Source organism: Streptomyces sp. Ru71 (assembly GCF_002920535.1).
Taxonomy (GTDB): Bacteria; Actinomycetota; Actinomycetes; order Streptomycetales; family Streptomycetaceae; genus Streptomyces.
Genome location: NZ_PQSS01000021.1, coordinates 1 through 21,071, shown reverse-complemented (window position 1 = coordinate 21,071; position 21,071 = coordinate 1). Strand labels below are relative to the sequence as shown.

Annotated in this window: 16 protein-coding genes and 1 pseudogene; 15 read left to right on the top strand and 2 right to left on the bottom strand. The window is 71.7% G+C overall.

The genetic code is table 11. The features are described from left to right. The first annotated feature begins 129 nt into the window (after window positions 1-129). The 11 genes from C3489_RS15375 to C3489_RS15320 all read left to right on the top strand — a co-directional run bounded on the left by C3489_RS15375 (window position 130) and on the right by C3489_RS15320 (window position 14,295). Window positions 130-1,644, top strand: a complete 1,515-nt coding sequence (locus tag C3489_RS15375) for a folylpolyglutamate synthase/dihydrofolate synthase family protein (protein WP_103782380.1) — start codon at window positions 130-132, stop codon at window positions 1,642-1,644. 3 nt (window positions 1,645-1,647) lie between these two features. Further along, entirely contained in the window at window positions 1,648-2,013 is a 366-nt protein-coding gene (locus C3489_RS15370; protein WP_103782379.1) for a DUF4233 domain-containing protein, read from the top strand. Between the two features lie 66 nt (window positions 2,014-2,079). Further along, a complete protein-coding gene (ndk, locus tag C3489_RS15365) occupies window positions 2,080-2,493 on the top strand; it encodes a nucleoside-diphosphate kinase (protein WP_103782378.1) in 414 nt (137 codons plus the stop codon). A 317-nt stretch (window positions 2,494-2,810) separates the two neighbouring features. After that, window positions 2,811-3,830, top strand: coding sequence for a rod shape-determining protein (locus C3489_RS15360; protein WP_103782377.1), 1,020 nt, complete (start codon window positions 2,811-2,813; stop codon window positions 3,828-3,830). A 163-nt stretch (window positions 3,831-3,993) separates the two neighbouring features. Then, window positions 3,994-5,043, top strand: a complete 1,050-nt coding sequence (mreC, locus tag C3489_RS15355) for a rod shape-determining protein MreC (protein WP_103782376.1) — start codon at window positions 3,994-3,996, stop codon at window positions 5,041-5,043. Window positions 5,044-5,056: 13 nt separating this feature from the next. Beyond that, window positions 5,057-5,728 (top strand): rod shape-determining protein MreD, encoded by a 672-nt coding sequence (gene mreD / locus C3489_RS15350; RefSeq protein WP_103782375.1) that lies wholly within the window; start codon window positions 5,057-5,059, stop codon window positions 5,726-5,728. Window positions 5,729-5,871: 143 nt separating this feature from the next. Next, window positions 5,872-8,133 carry a penicillin-binding protein 2 gene (gene mrdA / locus C3489_RS15345; RefSeq protein WP_103782374.1) on the top strand — a complete coding sequence of 754 codons (2,262 nt, stop codon included), beginning with the start codon at window positions 5,872-5,874 and terminating at the stop codon, window positions 8,131-8,133. Next, entirely contained in the window at window positions 8,130-9,326 is a 1,197-nt protein-coding gene (rodA, locus tag C3489_RS15340; protein ID WP_103782373.1) for a rod shape-determining protein RodA, read from the top strand. Before mrdA ends, rodA begins: the two co-directional genes overlap by 4 nt. Before the next feature lie 99 nt (window positions 9,327-9,425). Continuing rightward, window positions 9,426-10,925, top strand: coding sequence for a CYTH and CHAD domain-containing protein (locus tag C3489_RS15335; RefSeq protein ID WP_103782372.1), 1,500 nt, complete (start codon window positions 9,426-9,428; stop codon window positions 10,923-10,925). Between the two features lie 71 nt (window positions 10,926-10,996). Next, on the top strand, window positions 10,997-12,958 hold the full coding sequence (locus C3489_RS15325) for a TIGR03960 family B12-binding radical SAM protein (RefSeq protein WP_103782370.1): 1,962 nt from the start codon (window positions 10,997-10,999) through the stop codon (window positions 12,956-12,958). 119 nt (window positions 12,959-13,077) lie between these two features. Next, window positions 13,078-14,295 (top strand): MFS transporter, encoded by a 1,218-nt coding sequence (locus tag C3489_RS15320; protein ID WP_103782369.1) that lies wholly within the window; start codon window positions 13,078-13,080, stop codon window positions 14,293-14,295. Here the strand turns inward: C3489_RS15320 and C3489_RS15315 are convergent, their stop codons facing one another. Then, window positions 14,296-15,456: a glycosyltransferase gene (locus C3489_RS15315; protein WP_103782368.1), complete on the bottom strand. Its 1,161-nt coding sequence runs from the start codon at window positions 15,454-15,456 to the stop codon at window positions 14,296-14,298. A gap of 161 nt (window positions 15,457-15,617) precedes the next feature. On the opposite strand from C3489_RS15315, the gene C3489_RS15310 reads away from it, so the two are divergent. Next, complete coding sequence (locus C3489_RS15310; RefSeq protein WP_103782367.1) at window positions 15,618-17,114, top strand: glycosyltransferase family 39 protein; 1,497 nt, start codon at window positions 15,618-15,620, stop codon at window positions 17,112-17,114. Between the two features lie 70 nt (window positions 17,115-17,184). Here the strand turns inward: C3489_RS15310 and C3489_RS38685 are convergent, their stop codons facing one another. After that, window positions 17,185-18,060, bottom strand: coding sequence for a hypothetical protein (locus C3489_RS38685; protein ID WP_181139680.1), 876 nt, complete (start codon window positions 18,058-18,060; stop codon window positions 17,185-17,187). Between the two features lie 189 nt (window positions 18,061-18,249). On the opposite strand from C3489_RS38685, the gene C3489_RS15300 reads away from it, so the two are divergent. From C3489_RS15300 to C3489_RS15290, 3 genes and pseudogenes are all read left to right on the top strand, one after another. Continuing rightward, window positions 18,250-19,395 (top strand): hypothetical protein, encoded by a 1,146-nt coding sequence (locus tag C3489_RS15300; protein ID WP_103782366.1) that lies wholly within the window; start codon window positions 18,250-18,252, stop codon window positions 19,393-19,395. A gap of 46 nt (window positions 19,396-19,441) precedes the next feature. After that, window positions 19,442-20,230, top strand: coding sequence for a TIGR03936 family radical SAM-associated protein (locus C3489_RS15295; RefSeq protein ID WP_103782365.1), 789 nt, complete (start codon window positions 19,442-19,444; stop codon window positions 20,228-20,230). A 265-nt stretch (window positions 20,231-20,495) separates the two neighbouring features. Continuing rightward, window positions 20,496-21,071, top strand: a pseudogene (locus tag C3489_RS15290) (ribonuclease E/G); the annotation flags it as partial.

Sequence of the window (21,071 nt, the reverse complement as noted above, 5' to 3'; positions counted from 1 at the left end):
TCCAGGGGCGCGGGGAACTGCGCGATCAACCACAACGCACCCGCACCCGCAAGACGACCCAAGTCACCCCCCTCAGTAGCCGCTCAAGCCCCCGCACCCTTTGTCACCCCCGCTCCGTAGACTGGCCCCGTGAGCGAAAACCCCGGCACCGACCAGCCCGACCCCCTCGACGGCTTCGACGAGATCATCGAGGCGGAAACCACCCGCGACCCCGACCTCGCGGTCATCGAGGCCGGCAGCCGCACCCTGCGTACCCAAGGAGGCCGGCCGGAGGCCGACGTCCCGGCCCGCCCCGAGGACCCCGAGGTCGACAAGGCGCTGCGCGAGGTCGAGGCGGAGCTCGCCACCCGCTGGGGCGAGACCAAGCTGGAGCCGTCGGTCACCCGGATCGCCGCGCTGATGGACGTCCTGGGCGAGCCCCAGCGCTCGTACCCCTCGATCCACATCACGGGCACCAACGGCAAGACGTCCACCGCCCGCATGATCGAGGCCCTGCTCGGCGCCTTCGAGCTGCGCACCGGCCGGTACACCAGCCCGCACGTGCAGTCGATCACCGAGCGCATCAGCCTGGACGGCGCCCCGATCTCGGCCGAGCGGTTCATCGAGACGTACCAGGACATCAAGCCGTACGTCGAGATGGTCGACGCCCAGCAGGAGTACCGGCTGTCCTTCTTCGAGGTGCTCACCGGCATGGCGTACGCCGCCTTCGCGGACGCCCCCGTGGACGTCGCGGTGGTCGAGGTCGGCATGGGCGGTTCCTGGGACGCCACGAACGTCATCGACGGTGACGTCGCCGTCGTCACGCCGATCGACCTGGACCACACCGACCGCCTCGGCGAGACGCCCGGGGAGATCGCGGGGGAGAAGTCCGGGATCATCAAGCAGGGCGCGACCGTGATCCTGGCGCAGCAGCCGGTGGACGCGGCGCAGGTGCTGCTGAAGCGGGCCGTCGAGGTGGACGCGACCGTGGCCCGCGAGGGCCTGGAGTTCGGGGTCGTCGCCCGCCAGGTCGCCGTCGGCGGGCAGCTGCTCACGCTGCGCGGCCTGGGCGGCGAGTACACGGACGTCTACATCCCGCTGCACGGCGCGCACCAGGCGCACAACGCCGCCGTGGCGCTGGCCGCCGTGGAGGCGTTCTTCGGCGTGGGCGCGCAGCGCGCCGAGGCGCTGGACGTGGAGACGGTGCGCAAGGCGTTCGCGGCCGTGGCCTCACCGGGCCGCCTGGAGGTCGTACGGCGCTCGCCGACCGTCGTGCTGGACGCGGCGCACAACCCGGCGGGTGCGCGGGTGACGGCCGAGGCGATCGGGGAGGCGTTCCAGTTCAGCCGGCTGATCGGGGTCGTCGGCGCGAGCGGCGACAAGAACGTGCGCGGGCTGCTGGAGGCGTTCGAGCCGGTCTTCGCGGAGATCGTGGTCACGCAGAACTCCAGCCACCGGGCGATGGACGCCGACGAGCTGGCGGCGATCGCGGTGGAGGTGTTCGGCGAGGAGCGCGTGCAGGTCGAGCCGAGGCTGCCGGACGCGCTGGAGGCCGCGATCACCCTCGCGGAGGAGGAGGGCGAGTTCGCCGGCGGCGGTGTGCTCGTGACCGGTTCCGTCATCACGGTCGGCGAGGCCCGGCTGCTTCTGGGGAAGGGTGCGTGAGCCATGCGGACGCTGTGCTCCTCGACGCTGATCGGTGAGTTCTTCGTCATCGGTTTCGCCGGGCTGGTCGCGATGAAGGACCCGGATCTGGCCACGTCCACGGTGTGGGCGGTGTGCGGGGTCGCGATGCTGGTCAGCGTGGCGCTGTGCGGCATGGTGACCCGGCCGGGCGGTGTGGCCCTCGGCTGGGCGCTGCAGATCGCGCTGATCGCCTCCGGTTTCGCGGTGCCGCTGATGTTCTTCCTGGGCGCGGTGTTCGCCGCCCTGTGGTGGGCGTCGGTGCACTTCGGGCGCAAGGTGGACGAGGCGAAGGCGAGATTCGCGGCGCAGAGCGCGCAGGGCGGCCCCTCCGCGCCTGACGCTGCGTAACGGGTGTCCGGACACGCCCTGTAATCTCGTCCCACCGCACATCTGGCAGGAAGAAGGAGTCCTCCCGTGACCCAGCGCACCCTCGTCCTCCTCAAGCCCGACGCAGTCCGTCGTGGCCTGACCGGCGAGATCATCAGCCGTATCGAGCGCAAGGCGGGCTGGCAGATCACCGCGCTGGAGCTGCGCACGCTGGACACCGACACGCTGGAGCAGCACTACGGCGAGCACAAGGGCAAGCCGTTCTACGAGCCGCTGGTCGAGTTCATGTCGTCCGGTCCGGTCGTGGCGATGATCGTCGAGGGCGAGCGGGTGATCGAGGGGCTGCGCCAGCTGGCCGGTCCGACCGACCCGATCGCGGCCGCGCCGGGTTCCATCCGGGGCGACTTCGGCGTGATCGTGCGCGAGAACCTGATCCACGCGTCCGACTCGGAGGAGTCCGCCGAGCGCGAGGTGAAGATCTTCTTCCCGGGCCGCGCCTGAGACGCCCCGCGCGAGGAAGTTCCGGGGATTTTTCTGACGTACCGTCAGCTCACTCCTCGTAGCCGACCTGGGACGGCCGGACGATTTCGGCCGTCCTTTGGCATATGCCGCGCCGATCGGGGGAACGGATGCCCCCGATGGCACGTCTCCACAAGCGGGGCGCCGTCGCTTCTGATGACAATGGCGAAGACCCTCACGCAGTGTTCGTGCAGGCGCGTTTACGATGGAAGCCTTCACGTCACAGCACCCACCTTTGCCGACCTGAAAAGCCCTCAAAAGCTCGTGGGAAGGCCAGACGAATCCTGATGGGGAACTCAATGTCGTTCATCGGCCGTGACATGGCTGTCGACCTCGGGACCGCCAACACGCTGGTGTACGTCAGGGGTCGTGGGATCGTACTGAACGAGCCGTCCGTCGTCGCGATCAACACCAACACCGGTGGCATCCTCGCGGTCGGCGCCGAAGCGAAGAAGATGATCGGGCGCACGCCCGGCAACATCGTTGCCGTCCGTCCGCTCAAGGACGGCGTGATCGCCGACTTCGAGATCACCGAGCGGATGCTCCGCTACTTCATCCTGAAGATCCACAAGCGGCGGTATCTGGCTCGTCCGCGGGTCGTCGTCTGTGTGCCCTCGGGCATCACGGGCGTCGAGCGCCGCGCCGTCATCGAGGCGTCGACCCAGGCCGGCGCCCGCCAGGTGCACATCATCGAGGAGCCCATGGCCGCGGCCATCGGCTCCGGCCTGCCGGTCCACGAGGCCACGGGCAACATGGTGGTGGACATCGGCGGCGGCACCACGGAGGTCGCGGTCATCTCGCTCGGCGGCATCGTCACCGCACAGTCCATCCGCGTCGCGGGCGACGAGCTGGACAACGCGATCATCCAGCACGTGAAGAAGGAGTACAGCCTTCTGCTGGGTGAGCGGACGGCCGAGCAGATCAAGATCACGATCGGTTCGGCGTACGACCTCGACACCGACGAGCACACCGAAATCCGCGGCCGGGACCTCGTCTCCGGGCTGCCCAAGACCGTCGTCATCTCCGCCGCCGAAGTGCGCAAGGCGATCGAGGAGCCCGTCAACGCGATCGTCGACGCGGTCAAGACGACCCTGGACAAGTGCCCGCCGGAGCTGAGCGGCGACATCATGGACCGCGGCATCGTCCTGACGGGCGGCGGCGCGCTGCTGCGCGGCCTGGACGAGCGCCTGCGCCGGGAGACCGGCATGCCGATCCACATCGCCGAGGACCCGCTGGACAGCGTGGCGCTGGGGTCCGGCAAGTGCGTCGAGGAGTTCGAGGCGCTCCAGCAGGTCCTGGACGCCGCGCCGCGCCGATGACGTGACGCATCGATTCCGCCGTACGAGACGATCTCCTCTCGTACGGCGGATCGTTGATATGGAGGCATATGCTCCGCCATACGCCTCCGCACAGCTGAACACTCGCACGACCCGCATCCGACCCCTGCACACATTCCAATGAGGAAGGGCACGGCCGCCGCACGTGAGGGACACACGAGAGAGCCGGTTGCTCCTGGTGCTGCTGATCGCCATCGCGTTCGCGCTGATCACGGTGGACATCCGCGGCGGTGAGGACTCCCCGGTCGACGGTGCCCGGCAGGCCGCGGCCGCGGTCTTCGGTCCGATCGAGGACGGTGTGTCCTCGGCGGTTAACCCGGTCGGCAACGCCGTCGAGGCGGTCCGCGACTCCGGCGAGCGGCACGACCGGCTGGCCCGGCTGGAGAAGGAGAACGCCGCCCTCAAGGCGCGGCTGGGCAGCGACGCCCGCAACCGCAGCCGTCTGAACCAGCTCGACTCGATGCTGAAGATCGCGGGCCGGGGCCAGTACGGCATCAAGGGCGCCCAGGTCATCGCCATAGGGGCGGCCCAGGGCTTCTCCTGGACCATCACCATCGACGTCGGCGCCAACGACGGCATCAAGCGCGACATGACCGTGCTCAACGGCGACGGCCTGGTCGGCCGCGTCACCACGGTCGGCCCGAACACCGCCACGGTGCTGCTCGCCAACGACCCCGACTTCACCGTCGGCACCCGTCTGGAGGGCAGCGACGAACTCGGCTTCGCCTCCGGCCAGGGCGACCGGCCGCTGCGCGTTGAACTGCTCAACGGCAAGGCCGAGGTGAAGAAGGGCGACCGGCTGGTCACCTTCGGCTCGCAGGCCGACAAGCCGTTCGTGCCCGGCGTGCCGGTCGGCGTGGTCTCCCGCGTCGACCCCTCCGGCGGCGGGCTCACCCGCACCCTGTACGTCACGCCGTTCGTCGGCTTCACCAAGCTCGACATCGTCGGCGTCGTCGTCGAGACCCCGAAGAAGGACCCGCGCGACACCGTGCTGCCGGCCAAGCCCAGGCCGGTGCCCACACCGACGGTCACCGTCACGGTCACCCCGGGCGCGACCGCGCCGGACGGGCAGCCCCAGCAGAGCGGGCAGCCGCAGGCGTCGGAGCAGCCCGCGGGCGACCTGCAGACCGGTCAGCCACAGGACCAGCTGCAACCGGACCCGCAACAGCAAGACGGCCAGCAAGAGCTGCAGTAGGAGCTGACATCCCATGCGCGTCAACCGGATCCTGCTCTCCACGGCGCTGGTGGTCGTCGCCCTGGTCGTGCAGGTGAGCGTCCTCGCCCGCCTCCACCTGCCGGGCGCCGTCCCCGACCTGCTGCTGCTGACCGTCCTCGGCCTCGCCCTGGTCTACGGCCATGTCGGCGGCGCCCTCGTCGGCTTCGGCGCGGGACTGCTCGCCGACCTCGCCCCGCCCGCCGACCACGCGGCCGGCCGCTACGCCCTCGTGCTGTGCGTGACCGGCTACGCCGCCGGGCTGATGAAACCCGAGAACGGCCGGCTGAAGTCGGCGACCGGCCCCATGGTCACGGTGGTCGCCGCCGCGATCGGCTCCACCCTGCTGTACGCCGGGGTGGGCGCCCTCGTCGGTGACACCGCCGCCCGGCACGTGGGCCTGACCGGCCTGCTGTTCACGGCGGCCCTGTACGACCTGCTGCTGGCCCCGTTCGTGGTCCCCGGGATCATGGCGCTGGCCCGCCGCGCCGAGAACGATCCGCTCGCCGAGACGGGCTCCGCCGCGAAGGCCACCGACATCTCCTCCGGCTGGGTCGCGGGCGGCACGGGCCTGAAGATCGGCGGGCAGCGCAACGGACTGCGGGTGAAGGCGGCGCGGGCGCGGGTGGCCCGCGCGGGACGCATCAAGGGGGTCAAGCGGCTGTGAGCGGCGGGGAATTCAAGTTCACCGGTACGGGTGAACGCCGGCGGAACCTGCGTGCGAGGACCGTTCGTTCACCCCACGTACGCAGACAGCCACCGCTCGTGCCCACCCGCCCGCACGCGTCCTGAGAGGGGGAGACAGCCGCAGTGACCAACATCCCGGAGACCGGCCGGACGCCCCGCGTCCAGACCCGCCTCGTCGTCATCCAGATCCTCGTCCTCTCCCTCCTCGGCACCCTCGGCGGCCGCCTGTGGTACCTGCAGATCCGCGAGGGCGCCGAGTACCAGAAGGAGGCGTCCGGCAACCACGTCCAGCAGGTCGTCGACCCCGCGGTGCGCGGCTCGATCCTCGACGCGCGCGGCGTGCCCCTCGCCGACAACGAGACCCGGCTGGTGGTCTCCGCCTCCCGCACGGACCTGCTGAAGCAGAAGGACGACGGCAAGGCGGTGCTCACCAAGCTCGCCGGTGTCCTCGGCATGGACCCCAAGGAGGTCATGCTGAAGGTCCGGCTGTGCGACGCCAAGACCCCCCAGCCCTGCTGGAACGGCTCGCCGTACCAGCCGATCCCCATCACCGACGAGGCCACCCCCAAGCAGGCCCTGCAGATCCGCGAGCGCGCCGAGGACTTCCCCGGCATCACCGCCGAACCGGAGGCCGTGCGCCGCTACCCGGCCCCCGGCAAGGCCAACACCGCCCAGGTCCTCGGCTACCTCTCGCCCGTCACCGACGACGAGATCCAGCAGGCCAAGGACACCGACTCGCCCTATCTGCGCTCCGACCAGGTCGGCCGCAGCGGCCTGGAGCGGCAGTACGACAAGGCGCTGCGCGGCAAGGCCGGCGTCACCCGCTACGAGGTGGACAACCTCGGCCGGGTCATCGGCAAGGCCCAGTCCGACCCGGCCGAGCCCGGCGCCAACCTCGTCACCAGCATCGACGCCCGGGTGCAGCGGGTCGCCGAGTACGAGCTGAACGAGGCCATGAAGAAGGCCCGCGAGCAGTTCGACAAGATCACCGGAACCAACTACAAGGCGGACTCCGGCGCGGTCGTGGTGATGGAGGCCAAGACGGGCCGCATCGTCGCCATGGCGTCCAACCCGAACTACGACCCCAACGTCTGGGTCGGCGGCATCTCCTCCAAGGACTACGCCAAGCTCACCGGCAAGGACTCCGACTACCCGCTGCTGAACCGCGCCATACAGGGTCAGTCCGCCCCCGGTTCGACGTTCAAGGTGGTCTCCACGGCCGCCGCGGTCCAGGCCGGCTACGAGTGGGACGGCGGCTACCCCTGCACCAGCTCCTACTCGGTCGGCGGCCAGGTCTTCAAGAACTTCGAGGGCGAGAGCTTCGGCCCCATCTCCCTCGGCCGTGCCCTGGAGGTCTCCTGCGACACGGTCTTCTACGGCCTCGCGGACCGGGAGTGGAAGAAGGACGGCGGCATCAACCCCAAGAAGGGGCAGCCGAAGGACTGGTTCTTCAAGACCGCCCACCAGTTCGGCCTCGGCAAGGAGACCGGCGTCGACCTGCCCAACGAGGTCACCGGCCGCGTCCCGGACCGCCAGTGGAAGCTGGACTACTGGAAGGCCAACAAGGACGCCTGGTGCAAGAGCGGCAAGAAGGACGGCGACTACGTCCAGAAGATCGCCTACGAGAACTGCCTCGAAGGCAACAAGATGCGCGAGGGTGACGAGATCAACTACTCCATCGGCCAGGGCGACACCCTCGTCACGCCGATCCAGGAGGCGGTGATCTACGGCGCCCTCGCCAACGGCGGCACCATGCACGCGCCGACCATCGGCAAGGCGATCATCAGCCCCGACGGCAGGACGGTCACCGAGATCAAGCCGAAGGTCACCGGGAAGCTGCCGATCAGCCAGGCCACCCTCAAGGGCATGGACGACGCCCTCGCCGGCGTGATCACGCGCGGTACGGCCGCCTGGAAGTTCGGCGGCTGGCCCCAGGACAAGATCGAGCTGCACGCCAAGACCGGTACGGCCGAGGTCTACGGCAAGCAGACCACGTCCTGGCTCGCCACGTACTCCAAGGACTACACGGTGATCATGACGATCGCCCAGGCCGGTACGGGTTCCGGCGCCTCCGGTGAGGCCGTGCGCAACATCTACAGCGCCCTGTACGGCGTGGGGCCCGACGGCTCGATCGACAACAAGAAGGCGCTGCTGCCCACGCCGCAGAAGGGCCTTCCGAAGGTCCGCACCGACGGCACGATCGCCGCCCCGAAGATCTCCAAGGACCCCGCCAAGGACCTGCTGGAGATGGAGAAGGCGACCAAGGAGGGCGCACCCACCCCGGACGACACCCAGCAGGGGGCCACCACGCCCCCGCCGACCACAGGCAACCGCGACACCCGCAGACGGCCGCGCCGCCGGGGAAGCCGGAGGACACAGCCATGACCGGCGCGAACAGCTTCTCCGTCTCCGGGTACGGCCCCGAGCGCGCCGGCTGGACCAGGCTCTTCGCCCGTGACTCGCTCACCCGAAGGCTGGACTGGCCGATCCTGCTCGCCGCCCTGGCGCTGTCCCTGCTGGGCTCGCTGCTGGTGTACTCGGCGACCCGCAACCGCACCGAGCTGAACCAGGGCGACCCGTACTTCTTCCTGCTGCGGCACCTGATGAACCTCGGCATCGGGCTCGCCCTGATGATCGGCACGCTCTGGCTCGGTCACCGCGCCCTGCGCAACATCGTGCCGGTCCTGTACGGCGTGTCCGTGCTGCTGGCCCTGGTGGTCCTCACGCCCCTCGGCGCGACGATCAACGGCCAGCGCAACTGGCTCGTCATCGGCGGCTTCTCCATCCAGCCCGCCGAGTTCCTCAAGGTCACGATCATCCTGGGCATGGCCATGATGCTGGCCGCCCGGGTGGACGCGGGCGACAAGCTCTACCCCGACCACCGGACCGTGGCCCAGTCCCTGGGCCTGGCGGCCGTGCCGTGCCTGATCCTGCTGCTGATGCCCGACCTCGGCTCCGTGCTGGCCATGGTCGCCATCGTCCTCGGCGTGCTGCTCGCCTCCGGCGCCTCCAACCGCTGGGTCTTCGGCCTGCTCACCACCGGAGCCATCGGCTGCGTCGCCATCTGGCAGCTGCACATCCTGGACGAGTACCAGATCAACCGCTTCGCCGCCTTCGCCAACCCCGACCTGGACCCCGCGGGCGTCGGCTACAACACCAACCAGGCCCGGATCGCGATCGGCTCCGGCGGACTGACCGGCGCGGGCCTGTTCCACGGCTCGCAGACCACCGGCCAGTTCGTGCCGGAGCAGCAGACGGACTTCGTCTTCACCGTCGCCGGCGAGGAACTGGGCTTCGTCGGCGCCGGACTGATCATCTTCCTGCTCGGCGTGGTGCTGTGGCGTGCCTGCCGCATCGCCCGCGACTCGACGGAGCTGTACGGCACGATCGTCGCCGCCGGGATCGTCGCCTGGTTCGCCTTCCAGGCCTTCGAGAACATCGGCATGACCCTGGGCATCATGCCGGTCACCGGCCTGCCCCTGCCGTTCGTCTCCTACGGCGGCTCGTCGATGTTCGCGGTGTGGATGGCCGTGGGCCTGCTGCAGTCGATCAAGGTCCAGAGACCGATGTCGGCGTGAGCGCGGGACGGGACGGGTTGTCCGGGAGGTGCGGGTCTGCTCCAGATCGACCCGAAGGCGGTCCTGCCCTCACCCCGTGACTGCCACTAGATTCAGGTCATGGCGGAGACGAAACGCGAGATCGAGCGCAAGTACGAATCCGACGGCAGCGAGCTGCCCGACCTGACCGGCGTCGCCGGCATCGCGGCCGTCCTGGACCGGGGCGTCGCCGAGCTGGACGCCACGTACTACGACACCGCCGACGAACGCCTCGCCGCGTCCGCCGTCACCCTGCGCCGCCGCACCGGCGGCTCGGACGCCGGCTGGCACCTGAAGTTCCCCGTCGAGCCCGGCGTGCGCGACGAGATCCGCGTGCCGCTGTCCGACACCGTGCCCGACGAGATCGCCGCACTGGTCCGCTCCCGCACCCGAGGCGCGGCCCTGGTCCCCGTGGTGCGGCTGCGCAGCGCACGGGACGTGCGCCACCTGGTCGACGCCGACGGCGCGCTGCTGGCCGAGGCGAGCGTGGACGAGGTCAGCGCCGAACGGCTCAACCGGGCGGGCGGATCCGCCCGCTGGACCGAGATCGAGGTGGAACTGGCGGACGGCCGCGACCCCGCCGTCCTGGCCAAGGTCGACAAGCACCTGCGCAAGGCGGGCGTGCGGCCGTCGGCGTCCCCCTCCAAGCTGGCCCGCGCCCTGGAGGAGACCGGCGGCGCCCGGCCCCGGACGGCCGCACCCGCGCCGCCGGTGACCGCCGGCGACCACCTCCTGGCCTACCTGCGCGAGCAGCGCGACACCATCGTCGAGTGCGACCCGGCCGTACGCCGGGACGTCCCCGACTCCGTCCACCGCATGCGGGTGGCGACCCGCCGCCTGCGCAGCACCTTTCGCACCTTCGGCGCCGTCCTCGACCGCGCCGTCACCGACCCCGTCGCCGCCGAGCTGAAGTGGCTGGCCGCGGAGCTGGGCGCCGACCGCGACCAGGAGGTCCTGGCCGACCGGCTGAGCGCCGCCCTCGACGAGATCCCGCCCGCCCTGGTCCACGGCCCCGTCCACGAGCGGCTCTCCGCCTGGGCGAAGGCCCGGCACGGCCGCACCCGCGGCCACCTCGTCGCCGTACTGGACTCCGCCCGCACGCTCGCCCTGCTCGACACCCTCGACGCCGTGCTCGCCGACCCTCCACTGCGGAAGAAGGCCACGAAGAAGCCGGACACGGTGCTCGCCGGGGCCGTACGCAAGGACCTCGCCAAGGTGGCCGCCCTCGTCGCCGACGCGCTCGGCCTGCCCCCGGGCCACGACCGCGACACCGCCCTGCACGAGGCCCGCAAGAAGGCCAAGCGCACTCGGTACGCCGCCGAGGCCGCCACCCCCGCGCTCGGCGGCCCCGCCCGCTCACTGGCCAGGTCCATGAAGTCCCTGACCACCCTGCTGGGCGACCACCAGGACAGCGTCATGGCCCGCCACACCCTGCGCGAGCTGGCCGCGGTCGCCCACGCGGCGGGCGAGAGCGCCTTCACCTACGGGCTGCTGTACGGCAGGGAGGAGGCCCGCGCCGCCGCCGCGGAACGGGAGCTGCCCCGCCTGTGGAAGCAGATCGAGGCACAGGCGGACCTGTGAGGCGTACGGGGGAGGGCGCCGACCGGGTTACGCTGAATGGTCACCCCTGTCAGCTCACGAAGGTTCCCCCGATGTCTGTCGAGTCGGTGTTCCCGCAGCTCGAAGCCCTGCTCCCGCATGTGCAGAAGCCGATCCAGTACGTGGGCGGCGAACTGAACTCCACCGTCAAGCCCTGGGACGACTGTGACGTCCGCTGGGCCCTGATGTACCCGGACGCGTACGAGGTCGGCCTGCCCAACCAGGGCGTCATGATCCTCTACGAGGTCCTCAACGAGCAGGAGGGCGTCCTCGCCGAGCGCACCTACAGCGTGTGGCCCGACCTGGAAGCGCTCATGCGCGAGCACGGCGTCCCCCAGTTCACAGTGGACAGCCACCGCCCGGTGAAGGCGTTCGACGTGTTCGGCCTCAGCTTCTCCACGGAGCTGGGCTACACCAACATGCTCACCGCCCTCGACCTGGCCGGCATCCCGCTGGAGGCCAAGGACCGCGGCCTGGACGACCCGATCGTCCTGGCCGGCGGGCACGCCGCGTTCAACCCGGAGCCGATCGCCGACTTCATCGACGCGGCCGTGATCGGCGACGGCGAGCAGGCCGTGCTCGACATCACGAAGATCGTCAAGGAGTGGAAGGCGGAGGGCCGCCCCGGCGGCCGCGAGGAACTGCTGCTGCGCCTGGCGAAGACGGGCGGGGTGTACATCCCGCAGTTCTACGACGTCGAGTACCTGCCCGACGGCCGGATCAGCCGCGTCGTGCCCAACCGCTCCGGCGTGCCGTGGCGGGTCTCCAAGCACACCGTCATGGACCTGGACGAGTGGCCCTACCCCAAGCAGCCGCTGGTCCCGCTGGCCGAGACGGTCCACGAGCGCATGTCGGTGGAGATCTTCCGCGGCTGCACCCGCGGCTGCCGCTTCTGCCAGGCCGGCATGATCACCCGCCCGGTGCGCGAGCGCTCCATCACCGGCATCGGCGACATGGTCGAGAAGGGCCTGAAGGCGACCGGCTTCGAGGAGGTCGGCCTGCTCTCCCTCTCCTCGGCGGACCACTCGGAGATCGGCGACATCGCCAAGGGCCTCGCCGACCGCTACGAGGACGACAAGATCGGCCTCTCCCTGCCCTCCACCCGCGTCGACGCCTTCAACGTCGACCTGGCGAACGAGCTGACCCGCAACGGCCGGCGCTCCGGTCTGACCTTCGCCCCCGAGGGCGGCTCCGAGCGCATGCGCAAGGTCATCAACAAGATGGTCTCGGAGGAGGACCTGATCCGCACGGTCGCCACCGCCTACGGCAACGGCTGGCGCCAGGTGAAGCTGTACTTCATGTGCGGTCTGCCCACGGAGACCGACGAGGACGTCCTGCAGATCGCCGACATGGCGACCAAGGTCATCGCCAAGGGCCGCGAGGTGTCGAAGTCCAACGACATCCGTTGCACGGTCTCCATCGGCGGCTTCGTCCCCAAGCCCCACACCCCCTTCCAGTGGGCCCCGCAGCTCTCCGCCGAGGAGACCGACGCCCGCCTGGAGAAGCTGCGCGACAAGATCCGCGGCGACAAGAAGTACGGCCGCTCCATCGGCTTCCGCTACCACGACGGCAAGCCCGGCATCGTCGAGGGCCTCCTCTCCCGCGGCGACCGCCGCGTCGGCGCGGTCATCCGCGCGGTCTACGAGGACGGCGGCCGCTTCGACGGCTGGCGCGAGCACTTCTCCTACGACCGCTGGATGGACTGCGCCGACAAGGCCCTGGCGGACTTCGGCGTCGACGTCGACTGGTACACCACCCGCGAGCGCTCCTACGAGGAGGTCCTGCCCTGGGACCACCTCGACTCGGGCCTCGACAAGGACTGGCTGTGGGAGGACTGGCAGGACGCCCTCGACGAGACGGAGGTCGAGGACTGCCGCTGGACCCCGTGCTTCGACTGTGGGGTCTGTCCTGCGATGGACACCCACATCCAGATCGGTCCGACGGGCAAGAAGCTGCTGCCGCTGACGGTCAAGAACGCCGCCCCCGCGCCCGCCGCGAGCGGTCACACGCACTGACACCGGCGACCCGCCCGAGCCCCCTTCCCCGCGTGGAAGGGGGCTCGTCGGTTTCCCGGTCCGCGCGCCCCTGCCCGCCCCGGCTCGCCGGCACCCCGCCCAGGATCTAGCGTCGGATCATGCACTCGCCCCCCGGCGAGCCGGTTGTGGACGTGGGGCCCGGGTTGTCGGCCGGGCCGGTCGTGCTGGCCTGGCTGACCCAGTTTCTGGTGGGAACCGATCTCTTCGTGGTGGCGCCGCTGCTGCCGCGTATCGCCGCCTCGTTCGGCATCTCCGCGGCGAGCACCGGCCTGCTGGTCACCGCCTTCTCGGTCGCCTACGTGGTGGCCTCGCCCTTCGCCGGCTGGATCTCCGACCGCCGGGACCGGGCGACCGTCCTGGTGGTGGCCCTGGTGCTGTTCTCCGCGGCCAACGTCGGCACCGCGCTGGCCCCCGGTTTCGGTGTGCTGCTGCTGGCCCGCGTGGTGGCAGGTGTCGCGGCCGCCGCCACCGGGCCCACCGTGTACGCCCTGGTCAGCACCCGTGCGCGGCCCCGGGCGCGGGCGCAGGTGCTGGCCGTCGTGGGGTCGGGTCTGCTGACCGCGCTGTGGGTGGGTGCGCCGGCCGGTTCGCTGCTGGGGCGGTACGTGGGCTGGCAGGCCGCCTTCGTCATCCTGGCCGCGGGCACGTTCCTGCTGGCCTTCCCGCACGCCGTCGTCTGGCGTGTCCGGCCGGTCCCGGCGGCCGCGTCCCCGGCCGGGACGCCCGAGCGGGCCCGGCTGCCCGGGACCGGCGTCGCGGTGTCCGCCGTGGCGGTGACGACGCTGTGGGCCTTCGCCGTCTACAGCCTCTACACCTTCCTGGCCGTCGCGCTGCACGCCGACGGCAGGGCCACCGCCGTGACCTGGCTGCTGGTCGTCTACGGCGTCGGCGCCGTCGTCGGCGGTCAGCTGGGCGGCCGGCTGGCGGACCGGGGCGACGCCGTGCGGATCACCCGGGCGGCGCTGGCGCTGACGGCGGTGCTGGAAGCCGTGGTCGCCGTGCTGTTCGAGGTCACCTGGTCGCTGGCCTGCGCGCTGGGCCTGTTCGCGGTCGCCGCCTACGCCTTCTTCCCCGCCCAGCAGCGCCATCTGGTCGACGTGTTCCCCGGGCGGGCGACCGCCGTGCTGTCGTGGAACAACAGCGCCCTGTTCGTGGGCCTGTCCCTGGCCGGCGCCGCCGGCGGGCCCCTGGTGCACGCCCTGGACTACCCGGCGCTGCTGTACATCGGCGCCGCCGTGGCCGCGGCGGCCTGCCTCGTCGCGCGTGGCCGGCCGGCCCGGGCCCGTGGCACCCAGGGCAGGCCGGGACGGCGGTGATCAGGCCCTGGCCTGGCTGTCCTCGCCCGGGTGCGCCGAGTTGGGGCCGGGCCCGTTCAGGGTGTCGGGGCGGCGGGGGTGCGGCGCGGTGACGGCCAGCTTGGTGCGGGCGAAGTCGCGGTTGGCGGTGACCCGTTCCCGATGGGCTTCGGGCAGGTGGCCGCCGTCCAGGAGGCGCTCGCAGCACTCCAGCGCCTCGCGGTAGGCGCCCGTCCAGTACGCGGCCACCGCGAGCTCGTCCAGGGCACGCCAGTCGTACCAGCTCCGCTCGACGAACAGGATGTCGTCGGGCGGCGGGATCTCCACCGCGCGTCGTGCGAACAGGTAGGCGAGCGGCCAGCGTTCGCCCTGCGTTCGGCACAGGCGGGCGAGTTCGCCGAGCGGTTCGGCGCGGGTGGGCCGGTAGGCGTGGGCGTCCAGGAAGCGGGACATGACCTCGGGTGTCTTGCGCTTGAGCTGGACGGCCAGGCGGGCCGCGTAGAGCCGAGCGCAGAAGGTCTCCTCGGCGAAACCCTCCATGGCCGCGCGCCGGTCGTAGGCGGCGAGCGCCTTCGCCGGTTCGCCGGCGTCGCGCCAGCTCTGGGCGAGGTAGAAGGCGTAGCGGGCGTTGTCGGGTTCCTTGGCGAGGCCGTCCTTCAGGATCGCCGCGTCGCGCAGGTACTTGGTGCGCTGGTCGCCGCCCCGCTGGCGTCCGCCGCCGCCCATGATGACCATGCGGACACCGTCGAGGGTGGCCCGGCTGAACGGTGCCTCGCACTCCAGGTACTCGTGCAGGACACCGACGTACCGCCAGGGCAGGCGGGTGGAGACCAGCGTCGGGCGCCAGTGGACGAGGGGGCCGTGGCGGACCTCCATGTCGTAGCAGTCGTGGGTGAGGTCCGGCAGGGTGAAGCCCGGGTCGGTCTCCAGTACGTCGTCGGCGTCGATGAACAGCAGGTGGCGGGCGCGGTCCCGGGCCCGCTCGATCGCCTCCGTGCGGCTCAGGTCGAAGCCCCTCCAGGGGCTCTCGTACAGCGTTCCGGGCAGATCGGCGAGGGTGTCACGGACGACGTCCTGGGTTCCGTCGGTGGAGCCCGTGTCGAGGATCACCCAGGTGTCGACGAGGGGGCGTACGGATTCCAGGCAGCGCCTGATCACATGCGCCTCATCCTTGACGATCATGTTAAGGCAGACCGTTTTCATGGTTTCATGCCTTTTTCTTTTTTCGCGGCGAAAAGGACCGGCCGGTGAATTTATCGAGCCGTGGTGATCCGTACAAGCAGGTGGGGGTGGGTCGGCGTGTATAAGTGGGGAGTTCCAGCCGCCGGACCGGAGAAATTCCTATGGTAATCACCGCGCAACTCCCTCCGCCCCGCGAAGAAGAATTCCAGGCCGCTGCGGCGGACGAGTCCGTACGGCGCCGGGCGGCGCTGTGGCTGTGGCCGTTCGCCGTCGCCCTCGCCGTGGGCGGCCAGGGGCTGACCGACTCCCTCCTGGGCCGCGACGAACTGGTCACCTGGGACATGGTGGGCCGGAGCACCGGCTCCATCCTGGCCACGCTGCACAACGTCGACGCCGTGCACGGCATGTATTACCTGCTGATGCACGGCTGGGTGGGGCTGTTCGGGGATTCCGTCCTTTCGCTGCGGCTGCCGTCCCTGGTGGCCGCGGCCGCCACCGCGGCCGTCGTCTCTCTGATCGGGGAACGGCTCTTCGGATATCGGGCCGGAATTCTGGCCGGGTTTCTCCTGGCGCTGGCTCCGGCGATGAGCCGTTATGGCCAGGAGGCGCGCAGCTATGCCCTGGTGATGTTCGCCGTCGCCCTCGCCACGCTCCTGCTGCTGCGGGCGCTGGAGCGGCCGGGCTCGCCCTGGCGCTGGGCGGCCTACACGCTCGCGCTGACGGTGACCGGACTGCTCCATCTGATCGCGCTGTCCGTCGTCCTCGCCCATGTCTGCCTGCTCGTGGTCCATGTGCGGCAGGACCGCTCCCTGTGGTGGAAGCCGGTCCTCGCCCTGTCGGCGGTCGCCGGCTGTGTCACCCCGCTGCTGGTGCTCGGCAGCTCCCAGGCCCAGCGCCAGCTGTACTGGGTGCCGAAGCCCGACGGGTGGGCCCTGTTCTCCCTCGCACGGGACGCGTTCGCCTCCACGCTGTGCGCCGGCGCGCTGATCGCGCTGGCCCTGCTGGCGCGCTCGCAGCGCCGGGCTCTGCTGCTGTGCGGCGCCTGGGCCGTGCTGCCGCCGGTCCTGGTCTGGGCCGCCTCCCACGGCGAGGTCTCCTACGTCCGCAGTGTCTACGTCCTCTTCACCGTCCCGGCCTGGGCCGTTCTGGCCGGTGCGGGTCTCGCCTCGGCGGTGCGTTCCGGCAGGGCGGCCGCGGCCGTGGTGGTCGCGCTGGCCCTGGTCGTGCTGCCCGACCAGAGGCAGGTGCGCCAGCCCTTCGAGCACGACGCCCCGGTGCCCGTCGACTACGCGGCGGCGGCCGGCCTGGTGGCACGCCTCCACCGGCCGGGGGACGCCGTCGTCTACGACCGCGCCGACACCTGGAAGCTCGACGGGGGAGTGCAGTACTACCTGCCGCGCGGCCTGCGCATGCGCGACGTCTTCCTCGCGCGGACCCCGGCCGAGATCGACGATCTGTACGCGGTGCAGTGCGCCGTCCCGGTCCGGTGCCTCAAGGGCGAGCCGCGCATCTGGCTGCTGACCCAGGGCACCGACTTCCCCTTCAACGCCATCGATCCGGGGCAGTCGATGGCGCTGCAGAGCGCGTACACGGTGTCGCTGAGCCAGCCGGTGACCGGGATGACGGTGAGCCTTCTGGAGCGCAAGGCAGGGAGGTAGCACCAAGGGGTGCCCGCAGTCGTGACGACCTGCCGGGCACCCCTTGGTGCGGTTCTCTGGGCGCGGGGCCCTACATGACGATGGTGCCGCCGTTCACGGCGCCGGGGGCCGGCTGCCGGTTCACGAGGACCCACGCGTTGTTGTCGCAGTCCAGCGTGCGGTCGCTGGTGATCACGTCACAGGTGGTCTCGTAGACCGCTCCGGTCGTGGTGATCACGTCGACCCGCATGTCCCCTTCCGCCTGGTTGCCCTGGCTGTGCTGGGCGACGGAGATCCCGCACGCGTTCTGCGGGTAGTTGGGGTGATCGGTGAGGTCGGTCCACAGGAACGGCCCCGGGGTGGCCGTCGTGAGGTCGCGGATGCCCGCGTACGCCCTGGTCGGGCCACCGTCGGCGGGCGGGGTCAGCGCGGCCCGCAGCTCGAAGTTGTTGCTGTCCTGGCTCGCGTCGATGTCGACGCACGGGCCGGCCGCGCCCGTGGCGCCGGTGGCACCCGTCGCGCCGGTGGCACCCGTGGCGCCGGTCGCCCCGCCGCCGGGGCCGGTGGCGCCGGTCGCGCCGGTGGCACCCGTGGCGCCCGTGGCGCCCGTCGCCCCGCCGCCGGGACCGGTCGCGCCCGTGGCTCCCGTCGCGCCGGTGGCTCCCGTGGCGCCCGTGGCGCCGGTGGCTCCCGTGGCGCCGGTCGCGCCGTGGCACTCGTCGCCGTAGTCGTCGTCGCCGCCGAACAGGCCGAACATCCTCGGCTTGTACGGGTGGTGGTCGTCGCACTCGTCGTCGCCGTACCCGACGGCGGCCGGCTTGGCGTCGGACACGGCGCGGGTGGCGGCCGCGGCGGGCGTGACCACACCGGCGGCGAGGACCAGGGCGAGGGACGCCAGTGTCCCGGCCTTCTGGAACCGAGCGCGGGCCAGCGGCCCGAAAAGGGATGTCCTGTGTCGAGGACTCATCATCATGCTCCTTGGCACAAAGCGGTCCAGGTGAAGTCCCGGACCCCAGTGCGAGAGTGACGTGAGAGCCCTGCGACAGTCGCCCCACGCGCGGGCAACGCGCCGCTGGTTCACATGAACGGACCAGCCGTGACGGCTTCGCAACCCCCGCCGCGCATCCGTGTCGGCGGCCGCCGCGTCCTTGCGGGTATGGAACCGCACAAGCCCCAGCCCCCGGCCCGGCAGCCGGAAGGCTGCCTCGTCGTCGCCGTCCGCCTGCCCGTGCGGATCGTCGTCCTGGTCCTCGTCGTGCCGGTGCGGATGCTGTGGGACGCGCTGGTGGTCGCCGGCCGGGTGCTGCGGGACACGGTGCTGCGGCCGGTCGGGCGGGCGCTGCTGTGGCTGGGGCGGGCCCTGTTCGTGTGGCCGTTCGTGGCGCTGTGGCGGTACGTCCTGGTGCCCCTGGGCAAGGCGCTCGCCTGGCTCGGCCGCGTCCTGCTCGTCGTGCCGGCGGTGTGGCTGTACCGGTGGGTGCTCACACCCGTCGGGCACGCGCTGGCCTGGGCCGCGCGCGGGATCGGGGCCGGCCTCGCCTGGGCGGCGCGGGGCATCGGCGCGGGCCTGGCGGCGCTGTACGCGCGCGTGCTGACGCCGGTCGGGCACGGCGTGCTGTGGCTGCTGCGCGGGATCGGGTACGTCCTCGCCGCGGTCGGCGCCGGGGTGTTCGCGGTCGTCGCCTGGCTCGTGCGGTACCTGGTCGTCGTACCGGCCGTTTGGCTGTACACCTGGGTGCTCGCTCCGGTGGGCCGGGCCGTCGCCTGGTGCGCACGGGGTGTGGTGTGGGCGCTGGGGATGCTGGTCACCGGCGTCGGTGTCGTCCTGTACTGGATCGCCCGGGTGCTGTTCGTGCTGCCCGCGCTCGCCGTGTGGCGGTGGGTGCTGGTGCCCGTCGGGCGGTTCCTCGCCGTCGTGGGCCGGGAGGTGGGGGCCGCGCTCGGGCACGCCTGGCGGGTCGCCGGGCGGATCTCGCTCGCGGTGGGACGGTTCCTCGGCTCCCTCGTGCGGTGGATCCTGATCGAGCCGGTGCGGTGGGTGTACCGCAGTGTGCTCACCCCGGCCGGCCACCTGGTCCGTGACGCCGTGCTCCGGCCCGCCGCACAGGCCGCGCGCGGGGTCGGCAGGGTCGTACGGCAGGCGCTGGCCGCCGCCCGGGAGTCGGCGCGGCAGGCGCGGGAGGACTTCCGGCGGATGCTGTTCGGGGAGCCCCGTCAGAAGGAGGCGGTGGCCCGGCGGGAACCTGCCGGCCGCGACACACGTACTCTTGATAGGAGTACGACCGCTCTCACAAAGGACTAGGACACTGGGCAAGCGACAGCCCGAAGGCCCGCCGCCCGCACCCGCGGTGCAGCGCATCCGACTGCGCTACACCAAGCGCGGCCGCCTGAGGTTCACCAGCCACCGCGACTTCCAGCGCGCCTTCGAGCGTGCGCTGCGCCGCGCCGACGTACCCATGGCGTACTCGGCGGGGTTCACGCCGCATCCGAAGGTGTCGTACGCCAATGCCGCACCCACCGGCACGGGCAGTGAGGCGGAGTACCTGGAGATCGCGCTCACCGAGGCGCGTGACCCGGAGAAGCTGCGCGTCCTCCTCGACGAGTCGCTGCCCGACGGGCTCGACATCGTCGACGCGGTCGAGGCGCACACGTCCGGGCTCGCCGACCGGCTCACGGCTTCCGTCTGGGAGCTGCGGCTGGACGGCGTCGACCCGGCCGACGCGCGCCGCGCGGTGGACGCCTTCAACGCCGCCGGCAGTGTCGAGGTCCAGCGCCTGACCAAGAACGGCATGCGCACCTTCGACGCCCGCCCGGCGGTCGTGAGCCTGGAAACAACTGAAACGCAGTCCTCGCCGGCTGATAGGCCGAGTGACCAGCCCTGTGCGATACTGCGGCTGGTTGTTCGGCACGTGACGCCTGCCGTACGACCCGACGACGTCCTGTCCGGTCTCCGCGCCGTGGCCGACCTGGCGCCGCCGGTCCCCGCAGCGGTGACCAGGCTGGCGCAGGGGCTGTTCGATGAAGAGACCGGCACGGTGACCGACCCGCTCGCGCCCGACCGCGAGGCAGCGGCGGCCCTCACAACGGCCGCTCCGGCTGCCGCCGCGACGGCGCCGACGCCGGAAGGTCCCGCGTAGGGACGGACGTCGTAAGCGCCGCCCTCGTACTCGGGAGCCACCTGGGTCGGGCAGCGCACCGACCAGAAGACTTTCGCCAGGCCGTACGCGACAAGGCGTACGGAACCGGCGAGACAGGACACAGAAAGCTCCCGTGCGGCGCCCGCGCCCCGGACGGCGGCACCGCGCACCGCGCGAGCCGCGGACGTCAACGGCGGCCGATCCTTTCCCGGATCGGCCCCGGACCAGGCGCGGCGCCCGGGAGCCTGACGGGAGATACGCCCGCATGCTCGAACCGACCGAACCCACCCAGGGTTCCGACCAGAACACTCCCAGCGACACCCTGCCGCCGCGTCGTCGGCGCAGGGCCGCTTCCCGCCCGGCCGGTCCGCCGGCCCACACCAGCTCCGACGCCCCCGTCGAGACGGTCGAGCCGGCCATACCGGCCGCCGCAGACCTCGAAGCCGAGGCGGAGGAGGCGGCGACCGAGGCCGTCGCCGCCGCGGTGAACACCGAGGCCGAGGAGGAGGCCGCCGTCGCCGAGGCGCCGGCCGTCGAGGAAGAGGCCGCACCGGCCCGCCGTCGCCGCCGTGTGACCCGCCGGGTCTCCGCGCCCGCTGGGGCGTCCGCGTCCGCCGAGGCCGCCGAGACGGTCGTGCCCGCCACGGCCGGTGCCGACGAGACCGGTGAGGCCGCGGTGACCGAAGCGGCCGCCGAGGTGCCCGCCGCCGACACCGGGGCCGTCGAGGAAGAGGCCGCCCCCCAGGGCCGTACCCGCCGCCGCGCCACCCGCCGGGCCTCCGCTCCCGCCGGGTCCCCGGCCGCCGCCGAGACCGCCGAGACCGTCGTGACCGCCGCGGCG

Bases quoted from the DNA above. Each gene is read 5' to 3' on its own strand.
- C3489_RS38685 (WP_181139680.1), bottom strand. From the start codon at position 18,060: ATGAGTCCTCGACACAGGACATCCCTTTTCGGGCCGCTGGCCCGCGCT.
- rodA (WP_103782373.1), top strand. From the start codon at position 8,130: ATGACCGGCGCGAACAGCTTCTCCGTCTCCGGGTACGGCCCCGAGCGC.
- C3489_RS15315 (WP_103782368.1), bottom strand. From the start codon at position 15,456: ATGATCGTCAAGGATGAGGCGCATGTGATCAGGCGCTGCCTGGAATCC.
- C3489_RS15320 (WP_103782369.1), top strand. From the start codon at position 13,078: ATGCACTCGCCCCCCGGCGAGCCGGTTGTGGACGTGGGGCCCGGGTTG.
- C3489_RS15370 (WP_103782379.1), top strand. From the start codon at position 1,648: ATGCGGACGCTGTGCTCCTCGACGCTGATCGGTGAGTTCTTCGTCATC.
- C3489_RS15310 (WP_103782367.1), top strand. From the start codon at position 15,618: ATGGTAATCACCGCGCAACTCCCTCCGCCCCGCGAAGAAGAATTCCAG.
- C3489_RS15360 (WP_103782377.1), top strand. From the start codon at position 2,811: ATGTCGTTCATCGGCCGTGACATGGCTGTCGACCTCGGGACCGCCAAC.
- mreD (WP_103782375.1), top strand. From the start codon at position 5,057: ATGCGCGTCAACCGGATCCTGCTCTCCACGGCGCTGGTGGTCGTCGCC.
- C3489_RS15335 (WP_103782372.1), top strand. From the start codon at position 9,426: ATGGCGGAGACGAAACGCGAGATCGAGCGCAAGTACGAATCCGACGGC.
- C3489_RS15325 (WP_103782370.1), top strand. From the start codon at position 10,997: ATGTCTGTCGAGTCGGTGTTCCCGCAGCTCGAAGCCCTGCTCCCGCAT.
- C3489_RS15300 (WP_103782366.1), top strand. From the start codon at position 18,250: ATGGAACCGCACAAGCCCCAGCCCCCGGCCCGGCAGCCGGAAGGCTGC.